The organism is Streptomyces sp. 3211.6, assembly GCF_003634815.1.
In the GTDB taxonomy this organism is placed as follows: Bacteria; Actinomycetota; Actinomycetes; order Streptomycetales; family Streptomycetaceae; genus Streptomyces; species Streptomyces katrae_A.
In genome coordinates this window covers 3753264-3779004 of the sequence record NZ_RBXC01000001.1, presented here as the reverse complement: position 1 = coordinate 3779004, position 25741 = coordinate 3753264, and the positions used below count along the sequence as shown (strand labels likewise).

Below are 25741 nucleotides of genomic sequence, written 5' to 3'. Positions count from 1 at the left end.
TCCGTGGACCTGTCCCTGTCGACTCGCACTGTCGGCGACCGCACGGTCGTAGAGGTCGGTGGCGAGATTGATGTGTATACCGCGCCCAAGCTGCGCGAGCAGTTGGTGGAGTTGGTGAACGACGGCAGCTACCACCTGGTTGTCGACATGGAGCGAGTGGACTTCCTCGACTCCACCGGCCTCGGTGTGCTCGTGGGAGGCCTCAAGCGCGTCCGTGCGCACGAGGGCTCGCTGCGTCTGGTCTGCAACCAGGAGCGCATCCTGAAGATCTTCCGGATCACCGGTCTGACGAAGGTGTTCCCGATCCACACCTCGGTGGAAGACGCCGTCCAGGCCACCGACTGACATACGGCTCCGGGTACGAGGAGCCGTCGAGGAGCGGGGGTACCCGGACCATGGGTGGTCCGGGCCCCTGTCAAGGCACGCCTGTAGTCCGAGGGGGACGCACATGGCCACCGTTGAACTGCGTTTCAGCGCCCAGCCCGAACACGTCCGCACGGCCCGCCTGGTCGCGGCCGCCGTGGCGCGCCGGGCGGGGGTGGAGGAAGCCGTCCTCGACGAGGTCCGCCTCGCCGTGGGCGAGGCCTGTTCCCGTGCCGTCGGACTGCACCGCAGCAACGGGCTGACCGCGCCCGTCCGGGTGGTGCTGACCGAGGAGGAGAAGCTGTTCTCCATCGAGGTCGGCGACGAGGTGCCCGGGCCGGCCGGCGGTTCCTCCGAGCCGGTGCCCGGTATGGACGCGGCCCTGGATCCGGATGCCGACGGTGAGGACGAGATGGGGCTCGCCGTGATCAGCGGGCTCGTCGACGACGTCTCCGTGACCAGTGGTGAATCGGGCGGAACGATCCGGATGCGCTGGCCCGTCGCCAGGGTTTCCGATCTTCCGTAAGGCCGTGCCCGTCCTATCTTCCGATCTTTATCAAGGCCCTGCTGAGCAGGGCCTTTTTCATTCCCCAGGAAATCCTCTAGATCGTTGATCGGCCGTCAATGGCTTTGCCCCATTACCTCTTTCGGGGGTAAAGGAGTGACGCGATCTATTGCTGAGGAGCAAGAGCACGCCAATTCCGTTTCACGCCCACTGTTTTGATCAGGGCGCGCTCCCTACAATCCGTCCACATCTTGAGCTCATCACGTCAAGGAGGACGAATGACGGGGCTCTTCACCCCCCAAGCCGTGGATCACACCGGCGATCTGGCGGCCGCAGTACTCACGGATGACAACCGGCTCATCGTGTTCGTCATCGCGGGCATCGCACTGGCCGCCCTCGTGGTCGCGCAGATCCTGGTCCGCCAGGTCCTCGCGGCCGACGAGGGCACTACCAACATGAAGAAAATCGCGGCGGCGGTGCAGGAGGGCGCGAACGCCTACCTGGGCCGCCAGTTGCGCACCCTCGGCATCTTCGCCGTCGTGGTCTTCTTCCTGCTCTTCCTGCTCCCCGCCGACGACTGGACGCAGCGCTCCGGGCGCTCCGCCTTCTTCCTCGTCGGCGCCCTCTTCTCGGCCACCACCGGCTACATCGGCATGCGCCTCGCCGTGCGCGCCAACGTCCGCGTCGCAGCGGCCGCCCGCGAGGCCACCCCCGCCGAGGGCGAGCCCGCCAAGGACCTGACCGAAGTCGCCCACAAGGCCATGAAGATCGCCTTCCGCACGGGCGGCGTGGTCGGCATGTTCACCGTCGGCCTCGGCCTGCTCGGCGCCTCCTGCGTCGTGCTCGTCTACGCCGCCGACGCCCCCAAGGTGCTGGAGGGCTTCGGCCTCGGCGCCGCGCTCATCGCGATGTTCATGCGCGTGGGCGGCGGCATCTTCACCAAGGCCGCCGACGTGGGCGCCGACCTGGTCGGCAAGGTCGAGCAGGGCATTCCGGAGGACGATCCGCGCAATGCCGCGACCATCGCCGACAATGTGGGCGACAACGTCGGCGACTGCGCGGGGATGGCGGCCGACCTCTTCGAGTCCTACGCCGTCACCCTCGTGGCCGCCCTCATCCTCGGCAAGGCCGCCTTCGGCGACCTCGGCCTCGCCTTCCCGCTGATCGTGCCCGCCATCGGCGTCATCACCGCCATGATCGGCATCTTCGCCGTGGCCCCGCGCCGCGCCGACCGCAGCGGGATGACGGCGATCAACCGCGGCTTCTTCATCTCCGCGGTGATCTCCCTGGTGCTCGTCGGGGCCGCCGTCTACGCCTACCTCCCGGCCACCTACAAGGAGCTCACCGGGGTCGAGGACGCCGCGATCCTCGGCCACTCCGGCGACCCGCGCGTCCTGGCCGTCGTCGCCGTCGCCATCGGCATCGTGCTCGCGGCCCTGATCCAGCAGCTGACCGGCTACTTCACCGAGACCAACCGCCGCCCCGTCCGGGACATCGGCAAGACCTCGCTGACCGGCCCCGCCACCGTGGTCCTCGCCGGCATCTCCGTCGGCCTGGAGTCCGCCGTCTACACGGCGCTGCTCATCGGCCTCGGCGTCTACGGGGCCTTCCTGCTCGGCGGCACGTCGATCATGCTCGCGCTCTTCGCGGTGGCCCTGGCCGGCACCGGCCTGCTCACCACGGTCGGCGTCATCGTCGCCATGGACACCTTCGGCCCGGTTTCCGACAACGCCCAGGGCATCGCGGAGATGTCCGGCGACGTCGAGGGCGCCGGCGCCCAGGTCCTCACCGACCTCGACGCCGTCGGCAACACCACCAAGGCCATCACCAAGGGCATCGCCATCGCCACCGCCGTCCTGGCCGCGGCCGCGCTCTTCGGCTCGTACAACGACGCCATCACCAACGCGGTCAAGTCGGTCGGCGCCAAGGCCGGGGAGATGAACCTCAGCCTCTCCATCGCCCAGCCCAACAACCTGGTCGGCCTGATCCTCGGCGCGGCCGTCGTGTTCCTGTTCTCGGGCCTGGCCATCAACGCCGTGTCCCGCTCCGCGGGCGCCGTCGTCTACGAGGTGCGCCGCCAGTTCCGCGAGCACCCCGGGATCATGGACTACTCCGAGAAGCCCGAGTACGGGCGCGTCGTGGACATCTGCACCAAGGACGCCCTGCGCGAACTGGCCACGCCGGGTCTGCTCGCCGTGCTCACCCCGATCGCGGTCGGCTTCACCCTCGGCGTCGGTGCGCTCGGCTCCTTCCTCGCGGGCGCCATCGGCTGCGGCACCCTGATGGCGGTCTTCCTCGCCAACTCCGGTGGCGCGTGGGACAACGCGAAGAAGCTCGTCGAGGACGGCCACCACGGTGGCAAGGGCAGCGAGGCCCACGCCGCGGTCGTCATCGGCGACACGGTCGGCGACCCCTTCAAGGACACCGCCGGTCCGGCCATCAACCCGCTGTTGAAGGTCATGAACCTGGTGGCCCTGCTGATCGCCCCGGCCGTCGTGCAGTTCAGCTACGGCGCGGACACGAGCGTGACCGTCCGGGCCGTGGTCGCGGCGCTCGCGCTGCTGGTCATCATCGGCGCGGTGTACGCCTCCAAGCGCCGCGGCATCGCCGTCGGCGACGACGAGGGGGAGGGGGCCGCCGCGGAGCGCGTGGCCCAGCCGGCGGACCCGGCGACGGTCTCCTGACCCCGCGGAGCGCCTGAGGCGGCCCGGGCGGCCGGGAACGGCCCGCGACCGGTGGGCCGACCGGTCGGGGATGCGCCCGAACGGCGGACGGGCGGCGCGTACTGACGCGCCGTCCGTCCGCCTTTGTGTGTACTCGGATGGCGGGCGTGTATCTTCCGGCCGAGAGCCTTCGAAGGGACCAATCCGGTGAACAAGAAGCTTGCGGCCGCGGTGTCCTGCGGTGCGGTACTGATGCTCGCGCTGTCCGGCTGCGGCGGTGACGACGGCGGGGACAAGAAGGCTGACGCCTGGGCCAAGAAGGTCTGCGACAAGTGGGAGCCCCAGCTCACCAAGATCAAGGACACCAACGACGAGCTGAAGCGGGTCGCCTCGCAGAGCAGCAAGCCGGAGGAGGTCCAGAAGACCGACTCGTCCGCGTTCCAGACCCTTTCCGACTCCTACAAGAGCATGGCCGCCTCCCTGACGGCGGCCGGTGAGGCCCCGGTCAAGGACGGCAAGGCCGCACAGGACTCGGTGGTCAAGAGCTACGGCGAGATCTCCAAGGGCTACACCGACCTCAAGACGAAGATCGACGCCCTCGACCCCAAGGACCAGAGCAAGTTCGCGGACGGTCTCCAGCAGGTCGCCGGCGGTCTCACGGAGGTCGCGGCCAACGAGACCGCGAGCAAGGAGAAGCTCAACTCGACCGGTCTCAAGGTGATCTACACCCAGAAGGGCTGCCAGGTCTCGGCGCCCAAGTAGGTACCCGAGTATTCGCCCAAGAGGGTGCTCAAGCAGGTGCTCACGTAGCCGCCGCCGCACGGGGCGCGGGCGGGCGTACGCGGTCCGGCCGGCCGAGGTCCAGGGCGGACCCGGCCGCCGTGCCCCGGGGATCGCGCGGATCACCGGCCCCAGCGGCCACAATGGACGGGTGAGTACCACCAGCCTCCCCCAGCCCGCCCGCGCCGCCGAGCTCCGAGAAGCCTTCCTCGCCGCCGGTTTCACCGCCGACGGGCTGCTCGACCTGCTCGGCGCCCCCGCCTACGCCGCGCTCGCCCGCAGCGAGACGGTCCCCGCCCTGCGCGCCACGCGCAGCCACGGCGACGGCCCCCTCGCCACCCTGGTGCGGCTGTTCCTCCTGCAGTGCCCCGTGCCCCACGTGCACGCCGCCCAGGCGCTGCCCGTCGAGGCGGCGCTCGCCGACGGGTGGCTGCGGCGGGAGGGCGACGAGGTGCACGCCACCGTCGACGTGCGCCCGTACGGCGGTCCCGACGGCGAGGACTGGTTCATCGTCTCCGACCTCGGCTGCGCCGTCGGCGGGGCCGGCGGCATCGGCAGCCGCGAGGAGGGCGTCGTCCTCGGCGTCGGCGGGGCCTCCACCACCCTGGCCGGGATCACCGTCCGCATCCCCGTCGGCTCGGCCCTCGACCTGGGCGCCGGATCCGGGATCCAGGCCCTGCACGCCGCCCAGCACGCCACCCGCGTCACCGCCACCGACGTCAACCCGCGCGCCCTGGAATTCACCCGGCTGACGCTGGCGCTCTCCGGGGCGCCGGAGGCCGAGCTGCTCACCGGCTCCCTGTTCGAGCCCGTCGGCGACGCCACGTACGACCTGATCGTGTCGAACCCGCCCTTCGTCATCTCCCCCGCCGCCCGGCTCACCTACCGCGACGGCGGGATGGGCGGGGACGACCTGTGCCGGACCCTGGTCCAGCAGGCGGGGGACCACCTCAACCCCGGTGGCTTCGCCCAGTTCCTCGGCAACTGGCAGCACGTCGAGGGCGAGGACTGGCACGACCGGGTCCGCTCCTGGGTGCCGCGCGGCTGTGACGCGTGGATCGTGCAGCGTGACGTACAGGACGTGACGCAGTACGCCGAGCTGTGGCTGCGCGACGCCGGCGACCACCGCAGCGACCCGGCCGAGTACGCGGCTCGTTACGAGGACTGGCTGGACGAGTTCGAGTCCCGCAAGACCAAGGCCGTCGGCTTCGGCTGGATCACGCTGCGCCGCACCGACGCGGCCGAGCCCTCGATCGTGGTCGAGGAGTGGCCGCACACGGTGGAGCAGCCGCTCGGCGAGACCGTCCTGGCGCACTTCGCCCGCCAGGACTACCTGCGCGAACACGACGACGCCGCGCTGCTGGCCGGGTACTTCCGGCTGACCGAGGAGGTCGTCCAGGAGCAGGTCGGCGCGCCCGGCGCGGAGGACCCCGAGCACGTGGTGCTCCGGCAGAACCGCGGGATGCGCCGGGCCACCAAGGTGGACACGGTCGGGGCGGGTTTCGCCGGGGTGTGCGACGGTTCGCTCAGCGCCGGCCGGATCCTCGACGCGATCGCCCAGCTGGTCGAGGAGGACCCGGTCCTGCTGCGGGACCGCACCCCGGAGGCGATCCGGATGCTGGTCGAGCAGGGGTTCCTGGAGCCCGTGCAGGAGCCGCACCGGTAGCCGGCCCGGTAGCCGGCCCGGTAGCCGTTCCGCGGCCCGCCGGTGCCTGCTCCGGTAGCCGGCCCGGGTTCGCGGCGCCGGGCGAACCCGTGATGTAACCCGGGGTTCGCCCGCCGTATCCCCACGGGTGGCAGGCTCCCGGGCAGCGGGGGATTCGGGGGGATCCCCCGGGCGGCCCGGGTGGAGGGGGAACGGCATGGAACGCGGTCCGGCGGTCTTCGCGGCGGGCGTGTTCCTGCTGTTCGGGGCGGCTCTGCTGGTGTGGACGGGGGCGCGGGCCGGCCGTCGGGCGCCGGTCGCCGAGGGCGTGCGCCCCGCGGTGGCCGTACCGCTGGCGCTGCTCGCCGGCGCGGGCTCGCTGGCCCTGGGAGTCTGGTGCCTCCAGCGGTTCTGAGGCGCGGAAGGGCGATGATCTCCAGCGGGGTGTGAAATACGACGTCGGGGCGGGTGCGCGGGCGGGGCCAGACGGCCCCCAGGCCACTCGGCCCGGTGACCGGGAGGGGCCCGGCGCGGCATCCGGGCGGCAGAAATGGCACTTGTCGGGTTACCGTTCGAGTGGCCGTTGCGGGCTTGTGCCGTTTGACACGGGGGCGGGTTGTACCGTCACACTCCGCAGCGTCGCCGTACTGCGACCGAGTGCCGACCGGAGAGAAGAGCCAAGTTGTCCCCGACTAGCGAGACCGCACAGGGCGGCCGCCGACTCGTCATTGTCGAGTCCCCTGCCAAGGCGAAGACGATCAAGGGCTACCTGGGCCCTGGGTACGTCGTCGAGGCGAGCGTCGGGCACATCCGCGACCTCCCGAACGGCGCCGCCGAGGTCCCCGACAAGTACACCGGCGAGGTCCGCCGCCTCGGCGTGGACGTCGAGCACGACTTCGCGCCGATCTACGTCGTCAACGCGGACAAGAAGGCCCAGGTCAGGAAGCTCAAGGACCTGCTGGCCGAGTCCGACGAACTCTTCCTCGCCACCGATGAGGACCGCGAGGGCGAAGCCATCGCATGGCACCTCCAGGAAGTCCTCAAGCCCAAGGTCCCCGTCCACCGGATGGTCTTCCACGAGATCACCAAGGACGCCATCCGCGACGCCGTCGCCAACCCGCGCGAGCTCAACCAGCGCATGGTCGACGCCCAGGAAACCCGCCGCATCCTCGACCGCCTCTACGGCTACGAGGTCTCGCCGGTCCTGTGGAAGAAGGTCATGCCGCGGCTGTCGGCCGGCCGCGTCCAGTCCGTGGCCACCCGCCTCGTCGTCGAGCGGGAGCGCGAGCGCATCGCCTTCCGCTCCGCCGAGTACTGGGACCTGACCGGCACCTTCGGCACCGGCCGCGCCGGTGACGCCTCCGACCCCTCGACGCTGGTCGCCCGCCTGAACACGGTGGACGGCAAGCGCGTCGCCCAGGGCCGCGACTTCGGCCCGAACGGGCAGCTCAAGGGCGAGGTGCTGCACCTCGACGAGGCGAACGCGCGGGCGCTCGCCGCCGCGCTCCAGGGCGCCGACTTCTCCGTCCGCTCGGTCGAGTCCAAGCCGTACCGCCGCTCCCCGTACGCCCCGTTCCGCACGACGACCCTCCAGCAGGAGGCCTCGCGCAAGCTGGGCTTCGGCGCGAAGGCGACGATGCAGGTGGCGCAGAAGCTGTACGAGAACGGCTTCATCACCTACATGCGTACGGACTCCACGACGCTCTCCGACACCGCCGTGGCGGCGGCGCGGGCGCAGGTCACGCAGCTCTACGGGGCCGACTACCTGCCCGAGAAGCCGCGCGTCTACGCGGGCAAGGTCAAGAACGCGCAGGAGGCGCACGAGGCGATCCGGCCTTCGGGTGATCGTTTCCGCACCCCCGCCGAGACGGGCCTGACCGGCGACCAGTTCCGGCTGTACGAGCTGATCTGGAAGCGGACCGTCGCCTCCCAGATGAAGGACGCGACCGGTAACTCCGTGACCGTGAAGATCGGCGGGCGGGCGAGCGACGGCCGGGACGCCGAGTTCAGCGCCTCCGGCAAGACGATCACCTTCCACGGCTTCATGAAGGCCTACGTCGAGGGCGCCGACGACCCGAACGCCGAGCTGGACGACCGTGAGCGCCGGCTGCCGCAGGTCGCCGAGGGCGACGCGCTGACCGCCGAGGAGATCACCGCCGACGGCCACGCGACCAAGCCCCCGGCCCGCTACACCGAGGCCTCGCTGGTCAAGGAGCTGGAGGAGCGGGAGATCGGCCGCCCGTCGACGTACGCGTCGATCATCGGCACGATCCTCGACCGCGGCTACGTCTTCAAGAAGGGCACGGCGCTCGTCCCGTCCTTCCTCTCCTTCGCCGTCGTGAACCTGCTGGAGACCCACTTCGGCCGGCTCGTCGACTACGACTTCACCGCCAAGATGGAGGACGACCTCGACCGCATCGCGCGCGGCGAGGCCCAGTCCGTGCCGTGGCTGAAGCGGTTCTACTTCGGCTCCGAGCACGCCACCGAGGTCGTACCGGCCGACGGCGACGCGCTCGGCGGTCTGAAGGAGCTGGTCACGGACCTGGGCGCGATCGACGCCCGGGAGATCTCCTCCTTCCCTGTCGGCGACGGCATCGTGCTGCGCGTCGGCCGCTACGGCCCGTACGTGGAGCGCGGCGAGAAGGACGCGGAGGGCCACCAGCGGGCCGACGTGCCGGACGACCTGGCTCCGGACGAGCTGACGGTCGAGTACGCGGAGGAGCTGTTCGCGAAGCCGAGCGGCGAGTTCGAGCTGGGCAAGGACCCGGTGAGCGGGAACGAAATCGTCGCGAAGGACGGTCGTTACGGGCCGTACGTGACGGAGATCCTGCCCGAGGGCACGCCGAAGACGGGCAAGAACGCGGTCAAGCCGCGGACGGCCTCCCTGTTCAAGAGCATGTCCCTGGACACGGTCACCCTCGAGGACGCCCTGCGGCTGATGTCGCTGCCGCGCGTCGTCGGCACGGACGCGGAGGGCGTGGAGATCACGGCCCAGAACGGCCGCTACGGCCCGTACCTGAAGAAGGGCACGGACTCGCGGTCCCTGGAGACCGAGGACCAGCTCTTCTCGATCACCCTGGACGAGGCCCTGGCGATCTACGCGCAGCCCAAGCAGCGGGGCCGGGCCGCGGCCAAGCCGCCGCTGAAGGAGCTGGGCACGGACCCGGTCAGCGAGAAGCCGGTGGTCGTCAAGGACGGCCGCTTCGGCCCGTACGTGACGGACGGCGAGACGAACGCGACGCTGCGGCGGGACGACGACGTCGAGACGATCACGCCGGAGCGGGGCTACGAGCTGCTCGCGGAGAAGCGGGCCAAGGGGCCGGCGAAGAAGACCGCGAAGAAGGCTCCGGCGAAGAAGGCTCCGGCGAAGAAGGCCACGGCGGCGAAGAAGACGACCACCGCGAAGAAGACGACGGCCGCCAAGACGACGGCCGCTAAGACGACGGCCGCGAAGACGACGGCCGCCAAGACGGCCGCCGCGAAGAAGACGGTGGCGAAGAAGGCGACGGCGGCCGCGAAGAAGACGACGGCAGCCGCTCCGGCGGACGAGTAGGGCTCCGGGGCGGGGCCCCGTCCCCGCACAGCGGGTTGCGGACGGGGTGCGGGCGGGGGTGCGGGCGGGGTCACACGGGGCCCCGTCCACAGGCCACCGCAACGGCCCAGTGCAGCGGATAGGCTGGGCGGATGACGCGAGCCGAGCAGCCACCGGTCGTGACCGCCTCCGAGAACCCCGCCTACGACGAAGCCCTAGCCGCGGACTCCCGCGAGCGAGCGGTGCGCGCGCTGCTGCGCACCCCCGGGCTGCGCCGTCTGTGGAGCGCCCAGCTGGTGAGCGGCATCGGTGACGCCCTCGCCCTGCTGGTCCTCGTCCTGCTGACCCTCCAGGCGACCGTCACGACCACCACCGGCGGCCTCTTCGGCACCGGCTACCGCGGCGCCGCCTTCGCCGTCGCGGCCGTCTTCGCGGTGCGCGTCCTCGCCACCGTCCTGTTCGGCGCGGTCCTGCTCGGACCGCTGGCCCAGCTCACCGCCCCCGGCGGCAAGCTGGACCGCCGCTGGACGATGGCCGGCGCCGACGGGCTGCGGATCGTGCTGTTCGTCGTCGCCCCGCTCTGGCTCGACTGGATCCCGGCGCACGCCACGGTCGCCCTGCTGGCCACCGTCTTCGTCTCCGGCTCCGCCGAGCGGGTGTGGACCCTGGCCAAGGAGAGCGCCGCGCCCGCGCTGCTGCCCGCGCCGCCGCCGGAGGGGGCGACGGTACGCCCGCTCCCGGACCACCTCGACGCCCTGCGCCGCCTCAGCCTGCGCACCGCCTTTGCGGCGATGCCCGTCGCGGCCGCCGCCCTGCTCGTCGCGACGCTGGTCGGGCGGGCGCTGGGCCTGGGCGTGGACTGGTTCGCCGTGAACCAGTCGGCGCTGGGCTCGTACGTCGCCGCCGGCCTGTTCGCCGCTTCCGTCTCGCTGCTGCTGCCGCTGGCCCTGCCCGCCGTGAAGACCCCGAGGCCGCGTTCGCCGCTGGAGGGGCTGCGCGCCCCCCGCGCGGGCGACCGTGCCGAGAAGGGCCGTACGGGCTCGATCCGGCTGCTCGTGCTGGCCTGCGCCGCCGTCGCCGGAGCCGTCGCCTGCGCCGCCTCCGTCGCCGTGCTGCACGCCTTCGACCTGGGCGGCGGGCCCTCCTCGTACGCCCTGATGGTGCTCGCCCTCGTCGGCGGCACCGCCGCCGGCATCCGCGCCACCCAGGCCGGCAAGGTGCTGCCCGGGCTGTCCCGGCGCCGGCTGCTGGCCCTGGCCATGGCCGTCGCCGGACTGGCGCTGCTGCTGACCGGACTGGTCCGGGACACGGCGACCGTGCTGTTCCTGGCCCTGCTCGCGGGCACCGCCGCCGGCGTCGCCGCCAACACCGGCCACACCCTGCTCGACCAGGAGACCGAGGAGTTCCGCCGCGCCCGGGTCACCGCGCACCTGCAGGCCGTGGTCCGCGTGGCCGTGGCCCTCGGCGCGGTGGCCGCCCCGCTGCTGGCCGCCGCGATCGGCCCGCACCGGCTGGAGGCCGGCCGGATCGTCCTCGCGCACGGCGGCGCCGCCTACACCCTGATGCTGGTCGGCGCGCTGCTGCTGCCCGCCGCCGTCGTGGTCCTCACCCGGGCCGACGACCGCGGCGGCGTGCCGCTGCGCCGCGACCTGCGCGAGGCGCTGCGCGGTGGGGAGCCCGTCCAGGCCCCGTCCGCGACCGGGTTCTTCATCGCCCTGGAGGGCGGCGACGGCGCCGGGAAGTCCACCCAGGTCGAGGCGCTGGCCGACTGGATACGGGGCAAGGGCCACGAGGTCGTCGTGACCCGGGAGCCGGGCGCCACCCCGGTCGGCAAGCGGCTCCGTTCGATCCTGCTGGACATCTCCTCCGCCGGGCTGTCCAACCGCGCCGAGGCGCTGCTGTACGCCGCCGACCGCGCGGAGCACGTGGACACGGTGGTCCGGCCCGCCCTGGAGCGGGGCGCGGTCGTCATCTCCGACCGCTACATCGACTCCTCGGTCGCCTATCAGGGCGCCGGGCGCGACCTGTCCCCGACGGAGATCGCCCGGATCTCCCGCTGGGCCACGGACGGCCTGGTCCCGAACCTGACCGTGCTGCTCGACGTCTCCCCGGAGACCGCGCGGGAGCGCTTCACCGAGGCCCCCGACCGGCTGGAGTCCGAGCCCACCGAGTTCCACCAGCGGGTGAGGGCCGGTTTCCTGACGCTGGCCGCCGCCGACCCGGGCCGCTACCTCGTGGTCGACGCGGGCCAGGACCCCGGCTCCGTGACCACCGTCGTGCGCCACCGCCTGGACCGGATGCTCCCGCTGTCCGAGGCGGAGGTGGCCGCGCAGCTCGAAGCGCGCCGGCTCGCCGAGGAGGAAGCCCGGCGCAAGGCCGAGGAGGAGGCCGCGCGCAAGGCGGAGGAGGCCCGGCTGAGGGCCGAGGAGGAAGCCCGTCTGGCCCGGGAGGCCGAGGAGGCGCGGATCAGGGCCGAGCGGGAGGCCGAGGAGGCCCGCCGGCTCGCCGAGGTGGAGGCCGCGCGGAAGGCGGAGGAGGCCCGGGTGAGGGCCGAGGAGGAGCGGCGCAGGGTTGAGGAGGAGGCCCGGGTGCGGGCCGAGGCCGAGCGGCTGCGCGCCGAGGCCGAGGAGCGGGCCCGCGCCGCCGAGCTCGAGCGGATCCGGCTCCAGGAGGCGGAGGAGGCCCGGCTGCGCGCCGAGGCGGAGGAGCTCCGGCGGGAGAAGCAGCGGCGGGCCGAGGAGGCCCTGCTGCGGGCGGAGGAGGCGCGCAAGCTCGCCGCGGCCTCGGCCGCTGCGGCCGCCGCGGCGGCGAAGGCTGCCGAGAGGCCGGCCGCCGCGCCCGCCGCCGCGCCCGCTGAGACGGCGGCTGAGCCCCCGGCTGAGACGTCGGCGCCCAAGGTCGTGATGCGCAAGGACCCGCTGCTGGCGGACGAGGAGCTCACGGTCGAGACGCCGGCGGTGCGACGGGTCGTCCAGCCCGACGACGTCACCCAGACCGTCCCCGTGCCCAAGGTCGACCCGTCCGCCCGGCGCCCGTCCGACGAGACGGCGGTCATGCCCGCCGTACGGCCCGAGGGCCAGGCTCCCGCCGCCCCGGACGGGCGGACCCGTCCGGCGGAGCGTCCGACCGCCCCGCACACGCAGGAGCCGCCGGCCGACCGGGTGCCGCCGGGGATCTTCCGGGACTCCGCGAACGACGTGACGCGCGAGCTCCCCGCCTTCGACGAGGACGGCCGGCCGCGCCGGGCCCCCTCCGACTGGGCCGAGGCGACTCCGATGGACGACCTGCCGAGCCTGGTGGACGAACTGCTCGGCCCGCGCCCGGACGGCCGGGATGCCCGGGACGACCAGGGTGACGCGGACGGCCGGGGCGGCCGGCGGCGCCGCCGCTGACCCGGCGGCCGGTCCTCCCAGGGCGGGGACGGATTGTCAGTGGCACGCGCCACAATGTGAGCAGGGCAGGCAGGGCAGGCAGGGCAGGCGGGTGCGGAGCACCGGCGGACGGTGAAAGGCGGTGGGCGGGATGCCCGTGTGGGACGACCTGGTGGGACAGGCGCGCGTGCAGGCGCAGCTGGCCTCGGCCGCCCGCGACGCCGACGCCCTGGTCTCGGCCGTCGCCGAGGGACAGCCGCTGCCGCCCGGCTCCAAGATGACCCACGCCTGGCTGTTCACCGGCCCGCCCGGCTCCGGACGGGCCACCGCCGCCCGCGCCTTCGCGGCGGCCCTCCAGTGCGTCAGCCCGGACCGCGCCCTCGGCGGTGAACCGGGCTGCGGATTCTGCGACGGCTGCCACACCACCCTGGCCGGGACGCACGCCGATGTGGAGATCGTCCGCACCGATCTGCTGTCGATCGGCGTGAAGGAGACCCGCGAGCTGGTCCGCCGAGCCCAGCTGTCGCCGGCCGTCGGCCGCTGGCAGGTGATCGTCCTGGAGGACGCCGACCGGCTCACCGAGGGCGCGGGCAACGTCCTGCTGAAGGCCGTGGAGGAGCCCGCGCCCCGTACGGTCTGGCTGCTGTGCGCGCCCTCCCTGGAGGATGTGCTGCCCACCATCCGCTCCCGCTGCCGGCACCTGAGCCTGACCACCCCGTCCGTGGCGGCGGTGGCCGAGGTCCTGGTGCGGCGCGACGGCGTGGAGCCCGCCGCCGCCGCGGCCGCCGCCCGCGCCACCCAGGGGCACATCGACCGGGCCCGCCGGCTCGCCACCGACGAGGCCGCCCGCACCCGGCGCGCCTCCGTGCTGAAGCTCCCGCTGCGGGTGGACGACGTCGGCGGCTGCCTCAAGGCGGCGCAGGAGCTCGTCGACGCCGCCGCGGAGGACGCCAAGCAGGTCGCCGAGGAGGTCGACACGCGGGAGACCGAGGAGCTGAGGGCCGCGCTCGGCGCTGGAGCGGGGGCCGGCGGCCGGCTGCCGCGCGGCACGGCCGGGGTGATGAAGGAACTGGAGGACCGCCAGAAACGCCGCCGCACCCGCACCCAGCGCGACAGCCTCGACCTCGCCCTCACCGACCTGACCGGCTTCTACCGGGACGTCCTGGCCCTCCAGCTCGGCTCGGCCCTGGCCATCGCCAACGAGGACATACGCCCGGACCTCGACCGGATCGCCCGCGCCTCCGGTCCGGAGCGCACGCTGCGGCGCATCGAGGCGATCATCGCCTGCCGCGAGGCCCTCGACCGGAACGTGGCCCCGCTCCTGGCGGTGGAGGCCATGACCATGGCCCTGCGGGCCGGCTGACGGGTTCACCCGTACGAGCGGCGGCCGACGGACAGGCGTCCCGGCAGGCCGTACGCTCGCCGCATGGACACCAGGCGACTGCTGCGTACCACCGGGACCGTGATCGCAGCGGCCGGGCTGCTGCTCTCCGGCTGTACCTCCGGCAGCCCGGGCGTGGCCTCCGCCTCGGCCGAACCGTCCGCGGTCCCCTCCGCGCTGCGCCGGTACTACGAGCAGAAGCTGAGCTGGCGCGACTGCGGTGTCCAGGGCTTCCAGTGCGCCACGATGAAGGCGCCGCTGGACTACGCCCACCCGGGCTCCGGCCAGGACGTGGACATCGCGGTGGCCCGCCGCACGGCCACCGGCCCGGGCAAGAAGCTCGGCTCCCTGGTGGTCAACCCGGGCGGCCCCGGCGGATCGGGCATCGGCTACCTCCAGGCGTACGCGGGCATCGGCTACCCGGCGCCGGTGCGCGCCCGCTACGACATGGTCTCCTTCGACCCGCGCGGGGTGTCCCGCAGCAGCCCCGTGGAATGCCTGGCCGGGCCGGCCATGGACCGCTTCACCCAGGTGGACCAGACCCCGGACGACCAGGCGGAACGGGCCCGGCTGGTGGCGGCGTTCAAGGAGTTCGCGGCGGGCTGCGAGCAGCGCTCGGCGCGGGTCCTGCCGCACGTCTCCACGGTGGACGCCGCCCGCGACATGGACCTGCTCCGGGCGGTCCTCGGCGACCAGAAGCTGAACTACGTCGGTGCCTCCTACGGCACCTTCCTCGGCGCGACGTACGCGGACCTCTTCCCGGCCCGGGTGGGCCGGCTGGTCCTGGACGGGGCGATGGACCCCTCACGGCCCGCCCTCGAACTCAACCGCGACCAGACGGCCGGCTTCGACACGGCCTTCCGCTCCTTCGCCCGGGACTGCGCGAAGCAGGCCGACTGCCCGCTGGGCCAGGGCACCCCGCAGGCCCAGGGCCAGCGCCTGAAGGAGTTCTTCCGCAAGCTGGACGCCCAGCCGGTCCCCTCCGGCGACCAGGGCCGCCCGCTGGGCGAGTCCCTCGCGACGACGGGCGTGATCGCGGCCCTGTACGACGAGAGCGCCTGGCCGCAGCTGCGCCAGGCCCTGGGCGACGCGATGAACGGCGACGGGGCCGCCCTGCTGGCGCTGGCCGACAGTTACTACGAGCGCGACGCGGACGGCAAGTACGCCAACCTGATGTTCGCCAACGCCGCCGTGAACTGCCTCGACCAGCCCGCCGCCTTCAGCGGCCCGGAGGCGGTGGACGCCGCCCTGCCGTCCTTCGAGAAGGCGTCGCCGGTCTTCGGCGCGGGGCTGGCCTGGGCCTCGCTGAACTGCGCCTACTGGCCGGTGAGGGCCACGGGCACGGCGAAGCCCCTGAAGGCCCAGGGCGCGGCCCCGATCGTGGTGGTCGGCACCACCCGCGACCCGGCGACCCCGTACAAGTGGGCCCAGGCCCTGGCGGACCAGCTGGACTCGGGCACCCTCCTGACCTACGACGGCGACGGCCACACCGCGTACGGCCGCGGCAGCGACTGCATCGACACCGCGATCAACCGCTACCTCCTGGAGGGCAGTCCCCCCACCCCGGGCAAACGCTGCTGACCCCACAGCCGGAACCCGGTTCGGGGCATCGCTTCCCACCCTGTAGACTTGGCGACGCTGCTGATGAGAGGCTCCCTGCGGGGAAAATCTTGTCTTCCCAGCGGTGCCGCCTTAGCTCAGTTGGCCAGAGCAACGCACTCGTAATGCGTAGGTCTCGGGTTCGAATCCCGAAGGCGGCTCTGTAGAAGCCCCAGGACTCACTCGCCGTGACCTGGGGCTTTTGCTTTTTTGCTTGGTGTGAGGGCATGGGGCGGGAACCGGCCCACGCGGGCGCCCCCCGGGGTGCGGTGGCCGCCAGGTACGCCGGAACCAGGTGCTGGGCGGTTCCGCCCGTGGTCTTGGTCAGCGCCCCCGCATGCTCGCTGCTCGGTACAGGGAGGGGTGCGCGCGAACGCATCGTGGCAGACCTGCCGGTCAGTGCTCGATACCGGAGGACTTCGGTGTGATCTGCGGGGGTGTGGGCTCGCTCACGCCGTGGCCGGTGAGGACGCTGCGAGGCGTGCGGATGAGTCCGTGGCCTAGGTTCACACCGGGTATGAAGGTGCTCATGTGCTCCCTCCGCTTCGCCTCGGCGGTCGTCGGGTCCAGTGCCTCGTAGGAGTTGGCCGTTGACAGCCGGTCGACGATCGCCGCGTGGGCCTGCTTCTGGTCCTCGGGGACATCGATGGCGTGAAGCTTCATGGCGAATTCCTCGGGGGATTTCCCGGGGTCGTCGTCTCCCATCCGCAGTTGGCAGCGGATGGGGGGATGGGCCATGAACGCGTTGACGTCGGGCGGAAGGTGAGCGTGCTGAGGCAACGGCGTGGCGAACTTGATGCCCTCCTTGCCGACGTCGGCGTTCTTGAGGAGCGCCGGTATCTCGGTCTTGCCGAGGACCGAGTCCGCGGTGATGTCGGCGGCGAAGCCGATCACGAGTCCCTCGGTTGCGAGGGCGTACCGGTCCGAGAGGGTGTCCCAGGCGGCACCGTGAGCGGCGTCCAGTTCCTCCGGATCGAAGTCGAAGTGCCGGGCGAGCGCGTCCACCACGAATTCGTTGCCGAGGAAGTAGCCGTTGAGCCGGTGCCCGGCGGGGGTGTCCTCCAGCACCTGCAGACCGCGCGTCTGGCCACACGCCTTGGCCAGGAAGCGATTGGGCACGGGTTTCTCCACGCCCTCGAGCTTGGACTCGTAGGACCAGAACGCGCGGTGGGGGCCGCGGTCCGCGTTGGTGACCGACTCCTTCGCCGCAAGCTTCTCTATGAAGTCCACAAGACCGGGCTTGGGACCCTCCGCCTCCGGATCGAGCGTCGACAGGTAGTCGCCGTACAGCCTGCGGGCTATCGCGGCCCCGGACTGCCTGTCGCGTGGTTCCGCCGCGGCATGTTCCTGCTGGAGGGCAAAGGCCCGGGCTATCTCCTCCGGGGTCGGAGGGGCGTCGGGGGTCACGGGTTCCTCCGTGAACCTTCAGGGGCATTCACGGTCAGCTGGATCCGCGAACCGCCCGGCGTGTCAGTGGTCCACGCTGTGAACGACACCGACTGCGCAAGCACGATGAGTGCCTGCCCGGGATGGTCACCCACCGGCTTCCAGTACGCCATCCGGTAGGGGGTGCGGGTCTCGAGGCGGTATTCACGGCTCTCCCAGAACGCCGGTTCCATCGGCTCCGGGAAGTCTGGTGCATCCCAGGGGCCGGCCCATACCGCGGGCCCCAGCACGCTTTCGGCCGCTTTGACGAAGTCGGGCCATTCGTCGGCCGCGCGGGTCAAGAGACCGGGGTTCTCGGACGCCTCGTCTGCCTTGAGGTGCCACGCCCAGTGGGTCAGGCGTCGTACGGGATGCCAGTTGCCACCCGCTTCGAAGGTCCACCTGCCGCCGGCCCGGCTGAGCACCACAAGATTGCGGTCGGCCGTCTGCGGTTCCCAGCCGTAGCGCTCGCACCAGGTGCGGCATTCGGGAGAACCGCCCTGCGGCGGACCCGCCCAGACAGATGCCCAATCCACCCCCCGCAGGCCCTCCAGCTCGGCGGCCAGGTCACGGGCCGTGCGGCCCGATGTCTCCGTCAGCATCGTCCCAAGCTCCTCATCCTGTTGGTCGTCGGGCATCATGACATGCCGTCAGTGACGGGCGGCCGCTCGTATCAGCAGGCAGAAGGACAGCAGCCCGTGAGCCGGCGGCGCGGCCGTCGTGGAGCGGCCGGTTCCGGCGAAGCGCGGCGACGGCATGCGCGAGGTATTCCAGGGCTTCGGCACGATCGCGGCGGCCGGAGCGGCAGCGCCGGCGCCCAGGGCTGGGCCCGGGAGCAGCCGGGACTTCCGTCCGGCTGTGATGCGTGAGCGGAGCCGTGGCCGGCCCCGGGGGCCGGCCACGGTTTCGTGGGCTCAGCGGGCGCCCGGGTCGTACTTCGCGAGGGATGCCTTGACCTCGGTGGCGTACGGGCCCTCCCACCAGGGGATGGTCTCCACCAGGACCGGCTTCGTGCCCGAAGCCAGGACCAGGGCGCGGCCCGGGGGCATCGCGCCCAGGTCGGAGACCTGGAGGAGGCGCTCGCGGCGCCGTGACTCGTTCACCGTGCGGTTGCCGGACCAGCCGCCGAACTCCGCCTCCTGGGTCGCGGAGTACTCGCGGAGCTCGTACTCGCCGGCCAGTTCCGAGAGGTCGCCGAGGAAGCGGGTGTCGGAGACGCCGCCGCCGTAGACCCGGACGTTCGCGGCGGACCAGAGCTTCTCCATGCCGCGGTCGCCCCACACCTCGACGCCCTGGGCCCAGGACTGGAGGATCGTCATCAGGACGATGCCGCGCGAGCCGTAGTGCGAGTAGAGGTCGGGCAGGGCGCGCCAGCGGCAGACGTTCGCCGCCTCGTCCAGGACGCCGACCATCGGGAGCGACAGGCGGCCGCCCCGCTGGGTGGTGGCGTACTCCTCGGCCGCCTCGACGACGGCCACGGTCAGGGCCGTCACCAGCGGACCGGCCGAATCGCTGCCCTCGCGGGAGAGCGAGTAGAGGGTCGAGGAGGAGCGGACGAACTCGTGCGGGTCGAACTCCGGGCGGCCGTCGTCCGGGCCGAGCGGGGACACCCACTTGTTGACCTCGGGGTTGATCAGGCAGGACGCCATCTGCTGGGCGACGCCGTAGATACCGCTGCGCTGCTTGTCGGGGGCGGTGATGACGCCGCCCAGGGCGTCGGCCGGCATGTGGTGTCCGGCGCCGCGCAGGATGCGCTCCGGGGTGTCGTCCTTCGGGTTCGACAGCCAGGTGTAGATCTGGGTGATCGCCAGCTTGGCGGTGGCCGCCGCGAGCAGGAGGTTGGCGAGGAGGTCCTGGCCCGCCGGGTCGAAGAACGCGTCGGTGGAGGCGTCGGCGTCGCGCGAGCCCGAGGCGAAGTGGTCGGCCAGTTTGCGGGCCTTGGCCACGTCGGTGACGTAGGACAGGGGGTTCCACCACCACAGCGGCGGCTCCTGGGCCACCTGCTGCGGGTCGAACACCCACACCTGCCCCCGGGCCTGGCGTGGGCCGCGCGTGCCGTCGACGATGTCGCGCTTGTTGGAGGTCACGAGCACCGCGCCCGGGGCGGCGAGGATCGCCGGCATGGCGCGTCGGGTCGTCTTGCCAGTGCGCGGTCCCCAGATGTCGACGTGCATGTCCTCGAAGGAGCCGAACAGGGGCTGGCGGCCCTTCACGGAGCGGCCGATGAACACGCCCGGCACCTGCGCCTTCACGCCGAGCCGCTCGGCGGTCGCGGCCGCGCCCTTCATGGTGAGCTTGCCGAGGCCCGTCCCGTCCGCCATGTGCTTGGCCGCGCGGTCCACGTCCGGCTTGTCGCGCAGCCGCTGGCGTATCCGGTACCCGGCGGTGATCAGACCGGCGAGCAGCAGCGCCTCGGCGGCGGCGATGGCGCTGGCCGCGCCGCCGGGCCAGGAGTAGTCGCCCTTGGCCAGGGCGATGCCGAAGGAGAAGGGGTTGCCCGGGGGCTCCGGCTGGTCGGCGAACGCGGCGCCGAGGCGGGCCGCGAGCCAGGCGGCGGACAGGAGGGCCAGGACGCCGACCACGAGGAGGACGATCTCGATCGTCCAGTCGTCCTCGGCGCGCGGCTTCTTCTGTGGTTCGGGGGCCATGGTCAGGGCGTTCCTTCCGCCGGGCCTGTGGGGGGCATCGGCATCTTGTCTTCTGCTGGTTTCAGGGGGCGGGGGCTGGTGGTGGCCGCCGGATCAGGGGAACGATCCGCCGGTCGGCACCCGGTAGACGCCCGTGATCTGCCCCTGCCACTCCCAGTTGCTGAACTCGACGTTCTTGCCGGGTCGCGGAGCGTGGAGGATCGTGTGCTTGGCCGGATCCCAGACGATGCCGACGTGCTCCGAACCGGCCGAGCTGGGGTTGAAGAAGATCACGTCGCCCGGCCTGGCCTGGCTCAGGTCGACCTTGTACTTGGAGAGGTTCGGCTGCTGGTCGTAGGTGGAGTACCCGATGTTGATCTTGCCGCCGCTGGCTTGGTAGTAGATCCACTGGGTGAAGCTGGAGCAGTCGAAGGACGTGGGGTGGTCGCCCTGCAGACGGGCCGCCGCCCAGACGTAGGGCTTGCCGATACCGCGCTGCGCCCAGCCGAGCGCCGCCCGCACCACCGTGTCGTCGACGTCCGGGATGGGCCCGGTCGAGCCGGCGCCGTCCGGCGGGACGGCGGTGCCCTTGCCGTTCTTGGCGCAGTCGCGGTAGTCCGCGTCCTTGCCCTTGCCCGTGCCCCCGGGCACGCTGCCGTAGTCGGGGCTGGCCGTGATCTTCCCGGCCAGCCATCCCTCCGGGTCGATCTCGCCGGGGCCGTTGTCCTGGCCGCTGCGGAAGGGGTCGTCGACGCCCGGCATCAGCACCTCCCAGTGGAGGTGGGGGCCGAAGGCGTTGCCCGTTTCACCGACCGCGCCGATCTGGTCGCCGCGCTTGACGGTGTCGCCCACCTTCACGGCGACGCTGCTCTGGTGTCCGTACAGGGTGATGACGCCGCCCGCGTGCTCGATGCGGGTCTCGTTGCCGTACGCGCCACCGCTGCCGACCTTCACGACCTTGCCGTCGGCCGGGGCGTAGATCGGGGTGCCGGTGGACGCTTCCAGGTCGAGCCCGGTGTGGTAGCCGAGGCTCCAGTGCGGGCCTTCCTGGTGGTACTTGGTACCGAGCTTGTACGAGCCCTCCTTGAGCGGCCACTGCCAGTTCTTGCCGCTGGCCGTCGCGGGCGGGTCGTCCGGGCGGAACGGGGCCGTGAGCGGGCGGGAGAAGCCCATCGGTGCCATGGCCGTGGTCGTGCCGCCCTGCCCGCCTCCGCCGAGGGGCGGGGTGGACCAGCTGTGGGGGCCCTTGGAACGGATGCTCAGCGCCTCGCTCGGCTGGGCGTCGCTGCTGACGGGCTCGGGAATGCCCTGGCTCTGGCCCAGGACCGGGAAGGAAGGATTCTTCTCGACGGTGGCCTTCAGGTGCGCGTACCAGCGGTTGATCAGGTCCTTGTCGCTGGTGAGGGTGCCTCGGTAGCGGGCGGCCTGGGTGAGGACCACGCGGGGATAGACCGTGTTGGTCTTGGTGGAGCCGGAGTAGCCGAGCAGCGCGTCCCAGGCGTTGGTCTCCGCCTTCAGGGCGTGCATGTAGTTGGCCGCGGCGAAGGCCAGATCGTCGATGCCGTAACGGTCCTTCTGGCCGTCGCCGTTGCCGTCCTCGCCATACTGGCCCCAGGCCCAGTCACCGAACTGCAGCAGGCCCTTGTAGCCGAGGCCGTTGTCTCCGCCCGGGGCCGCGGACTTGTCCTGGCCGTACCTCGTCTCCTGGTACATCTGCCCGGCGATGATCGTCCAGTCCAGGCCGTCGTAGCGCGCGGCCGCGCGCATCGAGGCGAGGATCATCTTCGGAGGTATCTCGTCACGGGCGGTGTCGCTCGGCATGTACATCTTGCCGGCGGGCATGATCGGGTTCGTGCCCGCCTTGTCGCCGGTATTGCCGGCGCCCGCGTTCTCCGCGTAGTTGCCGCAGGCCGCCTGGGCGGCGCCGCCGCCGAGGCCCCCCACGAGGGCCATGATCAGGAGCATGACGACGAGGACGATGCCGAGGGTCGGCATCGAGCCGACGCCTGCGATGATCAACGCCCACTTGAGGTTGTTCTTCTTCTTCCCGCCGCCTTTGCCGCCCTGTCCCGAAGCGACCTGGGCCGCGCTCTTGGCGGCCTTCGCCACCTTGGCGGCCTTCGACGCGGCCGCCAGTACGGCAGGAGCCACCACGGCTGCCTCACCCCCCCTTGGGCTCGGGCGCGCCCACGTTGCCCAGGCCGTAGATGTCGAAGCCGTTCACCTGCCACGTGCCGCCGCTCTTGCGGGCGCTCACCAGCCAGGTGTTGGTCTCGGTCTCGGTCTTGCGGCCGTCGCTGGAGCGGGTCGCGGTCACTTCCACCACGCTTGAGATCGCCTGGCCGCTGCCGCGCGTGAGTTCGTCGGCGATCAGTGCGTCCCGGCGTACGGTGGCCCGCCCCGCGGAAGAGCACTTGGCCTGCTGACAGGTGGCCCATGCCTTGTCGGTCGGCAGCACGGTCAGCTTCTTCATCGTCTCGCCCCCGTCGGTGAGGGCCAGCAGACGAGGCGCCCAGGAGGCGGTGTTGTCGGTGTACTTGAAGGTGTTGATGCCCGCCATGTAGTCGGCCATCGCGCGGTGGGCGTTGGCGAGGTCGGCGGGCTGGACGATGAGGGGTACGCCGGCGGCCGACCCGGACTGCGGCGTGGCCGCTCCGGCGGCGGGACCGGCGCCCGTGCTGGTGGCCGCGCCCGTGCCCGCGCCTCGTGTGGCGGATGCCTTGGGCTTGGCGTCGTCCGCGGGTTCGTCCTCGCCGTTGAAGACGGTGAGCACGACGAGGCTGCCGACCAGCAGCGCACCCAGTAGTGCCAGCGCCAGTACCGCACTTCGCTTGTTCTCGGCGGGTGAGTCCACCGTCCCGGCCCTCCCTCAGTCAGGTCGCCGAGACACGGTAGGTGGCGGGACGGCCAGGGGAGCGCGGGTTTTCCTCGCGGGGAAAGCCGAGGAAAGCGAAGGGTTCGCCGTGAGGAAAGCGGGCCGGGCAGAGGGTTGTTGACGGATGTGGGGAAACGGTGAGGATCGCGCCGTGCCTCCTCACCGGTTCCTTACAAGGGCTGTGCCTCCGGGTCGTACTCCTCCAGTGGGAGCGGGTCGAAGGGGTACGCCGTGTGCCCGCCCGGCTTGGGGGAGCAGGCCGCGAACGGGCCGAGGTCGGTGTCCATCAGCACCCGCAGGTGCGGGTCGGCGTGGTGCAGCCACCAGGTCGACAGGCCGAGCGTCGGTTCCAGGCGCAGCTGCTCCCAGGCCAGCCAGAGCGCGGAGAGCCGCGCGCCGGCCTCGGGGTGCTCCCACCAGCGGGGGCACCAGGTGGCGGAGGAGCCGTTGAGGCGGCGGCGGACGGTCGGGGCGAGGAAATCCTTGACGAAGGCGAAGACATCGGAGAAGTACAGCTCGACCTGCTCGCCGGGAGCGGTCGTGTCCACGGAGCCGGTCACCGTCCGATTCCCGCCGACTCGGGTGCGGCCTCAATCCCGGGGTTGATCACGCCATGGGTGCTGGCTACGGCGATCGCGGGGCGGGGTGGCACGGTGAGGGTGGTGGGGATGGCCGCCCCGTGGATGAAGGACTGACCCAGTACGGGCTTCTTGGGCTCGGGCTGTTGGTGTCCTGCAGCCGGTCCCGCCAGATCCGTGTAACTCTCGGCCGCCCGCAGGCTCGTGACGGCCGCCGCGAGTGCCGTTCTCTGCCGCTCGGGGGCGTCGATGGCAGCGAGCTTGGCAGCGAACGTCGCGGGGGTGGTGCTTTTCGCGTCGTAGTCCTCCATCCGCAGCTGGCACCGTACGGCCTCGTCCGACATCAGCTCGTCCAGCTCCGCGGGCAGATGTTCGTGGCGGGGGAGCGGGAGGGGAAACCTGACGCCTTCCTTCCCGACGTTCGGGTGATCGAGGAGTTGCGGCATCTCGATCTCACCGAGGACGGAACGGGCGCCGATATCGGCGGCGAAGGCCACGACCGGCCCCTGGGCCGCCTGGGCATAGCGGAACGAGGCGGCCTTCCAGACCTCCGGAGCCAGTGACTGCAACTCCTGCTCGGGCAGACCGAGGTCCTGGGCCAGTGCTTTCTGCACCTCGGGCTGCCACAGGTGGTAGGAGTCCAGCGTCCGGCCCGCTTCGGTGTCCTCCAGCACCTGGTACCCGCGGCTCTCACCGCACGCCTGCGCGAGGAACCGGTGTCCCACGTCCTGCGGGGCGCCTTCCGGCTGGGACCTGTAGGACCAGAAGGCGCGGGTGTCGCCACGGCCCTCGATGGTGACCGAACGGGTGCCGGCGACCTCACGGATGAAGTCCAGCAGGGGTGGCCGGGTCCCGGCCTCCGGGTATGCCGCTGCCCAGTCGCCCCATATACGGGACGTCACCTCCTCCACCCGGTCCGGGGTGCGCGGCTTGGACGCCTCGTACGCGGTCTCCAGCGCGATGGCGCGTGCGAGCTCGGCGGGAGTGGGGTGCGTCGCATCCGTCATCGGCCGGAGCCCTGGAGCTCTTCGGGCGCGTACACGTCGAGGGAGATCGCCGATCCGCCGGGCATGTCGGCAGTCCAGGTCGGGAACGCCACCGACTGGCTCAGCACGATGAACGGCTGTCCCGACACGTCCGCGCCCGGTGCCCAGTACGCGAACTGGTAGGGGCGGCGCGACCGCATGCGCGCGTCACGGCTGTGCCAGTACGACGGGTGGGGCGGCTCCGGGAAGTCCGGGGCGTCCCAGGGGCCGGTCCATGTGGGCGCGCCCAACACGCCCACGGCTGCCTCCAGGTGCGCCGGCCAGACCGCGGCGGCGGTCGTGAGGACCTCGCTGTTCTCGGCTGCCGAGCCGGCCCTCACCTGCCACGGATAGTGCGTCAGGTTCACCAGCGGGCTCCACTCGCCGCCGATGCGGTCGTAGAACGTCCATCGTCCGCCGCTGCGGGTCCGTACGCGCAGCTGCCGGTCGAAGGTCAGCGGTTCCCAGCCGTACCGGCCGCACCACGCGTCGAACTCGGCCGAACCGCCTTGCGGCGGACCGGACCAGACCGACGGCCAGTCGTCGACCGTGCGCAGGCCGGTCAGTTCGGCGGCGAGGTCCTGGGGCGTGCGGCCGGTGGTCTCCGTCAGCATGTGCGCTCCTTCGTGCGTGGCGTGCAGTTGACCGTATCTCGTCAGGAAAGCAAGATCCCCAACGCGAACACGGCCACCACGATCGCGCCCATGATGAGGCGGACCTTCGGGTCCTCGCGCTCCCACAGTTCGTGGACCACGGCCCAGCCGGTCAGGCGTGCCGCGCGGCCGTTGTGGATGCTCGGGGTCTCCGTCGGCTCATGGGGCTCCGCGTCGTCCTCGGGCTCGTCGGCCTCGGAGTCGTACAGGGCGTCCGCGCCCGTCACCCCCTGCTGCGCCTGCGCGACCACCACCAGGCCCTCCAGCAGGTCCGGCATGGTGTGCGGGGTCAGGGGGTACGTGACCGTGCCGTGCGGGGTGCGCAGGCAGAGCTTCGACTGCCAGGGGTTTCCCGGCTCGTAGCCGGCGATCCAGGCGTGCTCGGCCTCCACCAGCGGCGGTTCGGGGGCCTCGGGGGCGGTGCCCGCGTCCTGCCACGGGTGAAGCTTCTGCTCGCTCAACTCTCGTCCTTCGGGAGGTCGGGGACGGCTCCGCGCCCGCGACTGGGGCACAACCCGGCATTGTGACGGAGCCGTGGGCGGGGCACCGCGCCGACGGCCCCTCGGTTTTCCTCGCAGGGATTCCTTATTTTTTCCTCACCCCCTCTCGCGGGGAAAAGCGGGAGGGGAATGTCAGCTCGATTTGCCACACTGCGGTCCGCACCTGGTCTCACCAGGGCCCGCCGCACGCCCGACCGGCGGACGGGGATCACACGCGGG

19 protein-coding genes and 1 tRNA gene are annotated in these 25741 nt (G+C 72.1%); 11 read left to right on the top strand and 9 right to left on the bottom strand.

Annotation, left to right across the window (positions count from 1 at the left end; all coding sequences use genetic code 11):
• Positions 1–3: 3 nt before the first annotated feature.
• The 11 genes from bldG (at position 4) to BX286_RS17235 (ending at position 16000) form a co-directional block, all read left to right on the top strand.
• Positions 4–345 (top strand): anti-sigma factor antagonist BldG, encoded by a 342-nt coding sequence (gene bldG, locus BX286_RS17285; RefSeq protein WP_007264942.1) that lies wholly within the window; start codon positions 4–6, stop codon positions 343–345.
• A 103-nt stretch (positions 346–448) separates the two neighbouring features.
• Positions 449–889 carry an ATP-binding protein gene (locus tag BX286_RS17280; protein ID WP_079428170.1) on the top strand — a complete coding sequence of 147 codons (441 nt, stop codon included), beginning with the start codon at positions 449–451 and terminating at the stop codon, positions 887–889.
• A gap of 257 nt (positions 890–1146) precedes the next feature.
• Positions 1147–3552: a sodium-translocating pyrophosphatase gene (locus BX286_RS17275; RefSeq protein ID WP_100863415.1), complete on the top strand. Its 2406-nt coding sequence runs from the start codon at positions 1147–1149 to the stop codon at positions 3550–3552.
• 186 nt (positions 3553–3738) lie between these two features.
• Entirely contained in the window at positions 3739–4293 is a 555-nt protein-coding gene (locus BX286_RS17270; RefSeq protein ID WP_079428165.1) for a small secreted protein, read from the top strand.
• Between the two features lie 169 nt (positions 4294–4462).
• Positions 4463–5977, top strand: coding sequence for a methyltransferase (locus BX286_RS17265; RefSeq protein WP_121015412.1), 1515 nt, complete (start codon positions 4463–4465; stop codon positions 5975–5977).
• Between the two features lie 196 nt (positions 5978–6173).
• Positions 6174–6371 carry a hypothetical protein gene (locus BX286_RS17260; protein ID WP_042820710.1) on the top strand — a complete coding sequence of 66 codons (198 nt, stop codon included), beginning with the start codon at positions 6174–6176 and terminating at the stop codon, positions 6369–6371.
• 267 nt (positions 6372–6638) lie between these two features.
• Complete coding sequence (gene topA, locus BX286_RS17255; protein WP_079428160.1) at positions 6639–9509, top strand: type I DNA topoisomerase; 2871 nt, start codon at positions 6639–6641, stop codon at positions 9507–9509.
• A gap of 131 nt (positions 9510–9640) precedes the next feature.
• Entirely contained in the window at positions 9641–12880 is a 3240-nt protein-coding gene (gene tmk, locus BX286_RS17250; protein ID WP_121015410.1) for a dTMP kinase, read from the top strand.
• Between the two features lie 130 nt (positions 12881–13010).
• Positions 13011–14222, top strand: a complete 1212-nt coding sequence (locus BX286_RS17245) for a DNA polymerase III subunit delta' (protein WP_121015408.1) — start codon at positions 13011–13013, stop codon at positions 14220–14222.
• A 63-nt stretch (positions 14223–14285) separates the two neighbouring features.
• The gene (locus BX286_RS17240; RefSeq protein ID WP_121015406.1) at positions 14286–15821 is read left to right on the top strand and encodes an alpha/beta hydrolase; all 1536 of its coding nucleotides are present in this window, start codon (positions 14286–14288) and stop codon (positions 15819–15821) included.
• Positions 15822–15926: 105 nt separating this feature from the next.
• Positions 15927–16000, top strand: a tRNA-Thr gene (locus BX286_RS17235).
• Positions 16001–16235: 235 nt separating this feature from the next.
• Here BX286_RS17235 and BX286_RS17230 read toward each other — a convergent pair.
• The 9 genes from BX286_RS17230 to BX286_RS17190 form a co-directional block, all read right to left on the bottom strand.
• Positions 16236–17246, bottom strand: coding sequence for a hypothetical protein (locus BX286_RS17230; RefSeq protein WP_121015404.1), 1011 nt, complete (start codon positions 17244–17246; stop codon positions 16236–16238).
• A complete protein-coding gene (locus tag BX286_RS17225) occupies positions 17243–17866 on the bottom strand; it encodes a hypothetical protein (RefSeq protein WP_148710277.1) in 624 nt (207 codons plus the stop codon). The genes BX286_RS17230 and BX286_RS17225 overlap by 4 nt, the downstream gene beginning before the upstream one ends.
• 312 nt (positions 17867–18178) lie before the next feature.
• Positions 18179–19912: a type IV secretory system conjugative DNA transfer family protein gene (locus tag BX286_RS17220; protein WP_121015400.1), complete on the bottom strand. Its 1734-nt coding sequence runs from the start codon at positions 19910–19912 to the stop codon at positions 18179–18181.
• 93 nt (positions 19913–20005) lie between these two features.
• A complete protein-coding gene (locus tag BX286_RS17215; protein ID WP_261993449.1) occupies positions 20006–22042 on the bottom strand; it encodes a peptidoglycan DD-metalloendopeptidase family protein in 2037 nt (678 codons plus the stop codon).
• A 10-nt stretch (positions 22043–22052) separates the two neighbouring features.
• Positions 22053–22745: a hypothetical protein gene (locus BX286_RS17210; RefSeq protein ID WP_121015396.1), complete on the bottom strand. Its 693-nt coding sequence runs from the start codon at positions 22743–22745 to the stop codon at positions 22053–22055.
• Positions 22746–22936: 191 nt separating this feature from the next.
• Positions 22937–23314, bottom strand: coding sequence for a DUF4913 domain-containing protein (locus tag BX286_RS17205; protein WP_121017671.1), 378 nt, complete (start codon positions 23312–23314; stop codon positions 22937–22939).
• A gap of 8 nt (positions 23315–23322) precedes the next feature.
• Positions 23323–24351, bottom strand: a complete 1029-nt coding sequence (locus BX286_RS17200) for a hypothetical protein (protein WP_121015394.1) — start codon at positions 24349–24351, stop codon at positions 23323–23325.
• On the bottom strand, positions 24348–24983 hold the full coding sequence (locus BX286_RS17195; RefSeq protein WP_121015392.1) for a hypothetical protein: 636 nt from the start codon (positions 24981–24983) through the stop codon (positions 24348–24350). Before BX286_RS17195 ends, BX286_RS17200 begins: the two co-directional genes overlap by 4 nt.
• A 41-nt stretch (positions 24984–25024) precedes the next feature.
• Positions 25025–25483: a hypothetical protein gene (locus tag BX286_RS17190; protein WP_121015390.1), complete on the bottom strand. Its 459-nt coding sequence runs from the start codon at positions 25481–25483 to the stop codon at positions 25025–25027.
• Positions 25484–25741 lie beyond the last annotated feature (258 nt).

Excerpts from the sequence above, each read along its gene's own strand:
- tmk (WP_121015410.1), top strand. The coding sequence starts at position 9,641 with ATGACGCGAGCCGAGCAGCCACCGGTCGTGACCGCCTCCGAGAACCCC.
- BX286_RS17275 (WP_100863415.1), top strand. The coding sequence starts at position 1,147 with ATGACGGGGCTCTTCACCCCCCAAGCCGTGGATCACACCGGCGATCTG.
- BX286_RS17225 (WP_148710277.1), bottom strand. The coding sequence starts at position 17,866 with ATGCTGACGGAGACATCGGGCCGCACGGCCCGTGACCTGGCCGCCGAG.
- BX286_RS17200 (WP_121015394.1), bottom strand. The coding sequence starts at position 24,351 with ATGACGGATGCGACGCACCCCACTCCCGCCGAGCTCGCACGCGCCATC.
- BX286_RS17245 (WP_121015408.1), top strand. The coding sequence starts at position 13,011 with ATGCCCGTGTGGGACGACCTGGTGGGACAGGCGCGCGTGCAGGCGCAG.
- BX286_RS17195 (WP_121015392.1), bottom strand. The coding sequence starts at position 24,983 with ATGCTGACGGAGACCACCGGCCGCACGCCCCAGGACCTCGCCGCCGAA.
- BX286_RS17240 (WP_121015406.1), top strand. The coding sequence starts at position 14,286 with ATGGACACCAGGCGACTGCTGCGTACCACCGGGACCGTGATCGCAGCG.
- BX286_RS17280 (WP_079428170.1), top strand. The coding sequence starts at position 449 with ATGGCCACCGTTGAACTGCGTTTCAGCGCCCAGCCCGAACACGTCCGC.
- BX286_RS17260 (WP_042820710.1), top strand. The coding sequence starts at position 6,174 with ATGGAACGCGGTCCGGCGGTCTTCGCGGCGGGCGTGTTCCTGCTGTTC.
- BX286_RS17220 (WP_121015400.1), bottom strand. The coding sequence starts at position 19,912 with ATGGCCCCCGAACCACAGAAGAAGCCGCGCGCCGAGGACGACTGGACG.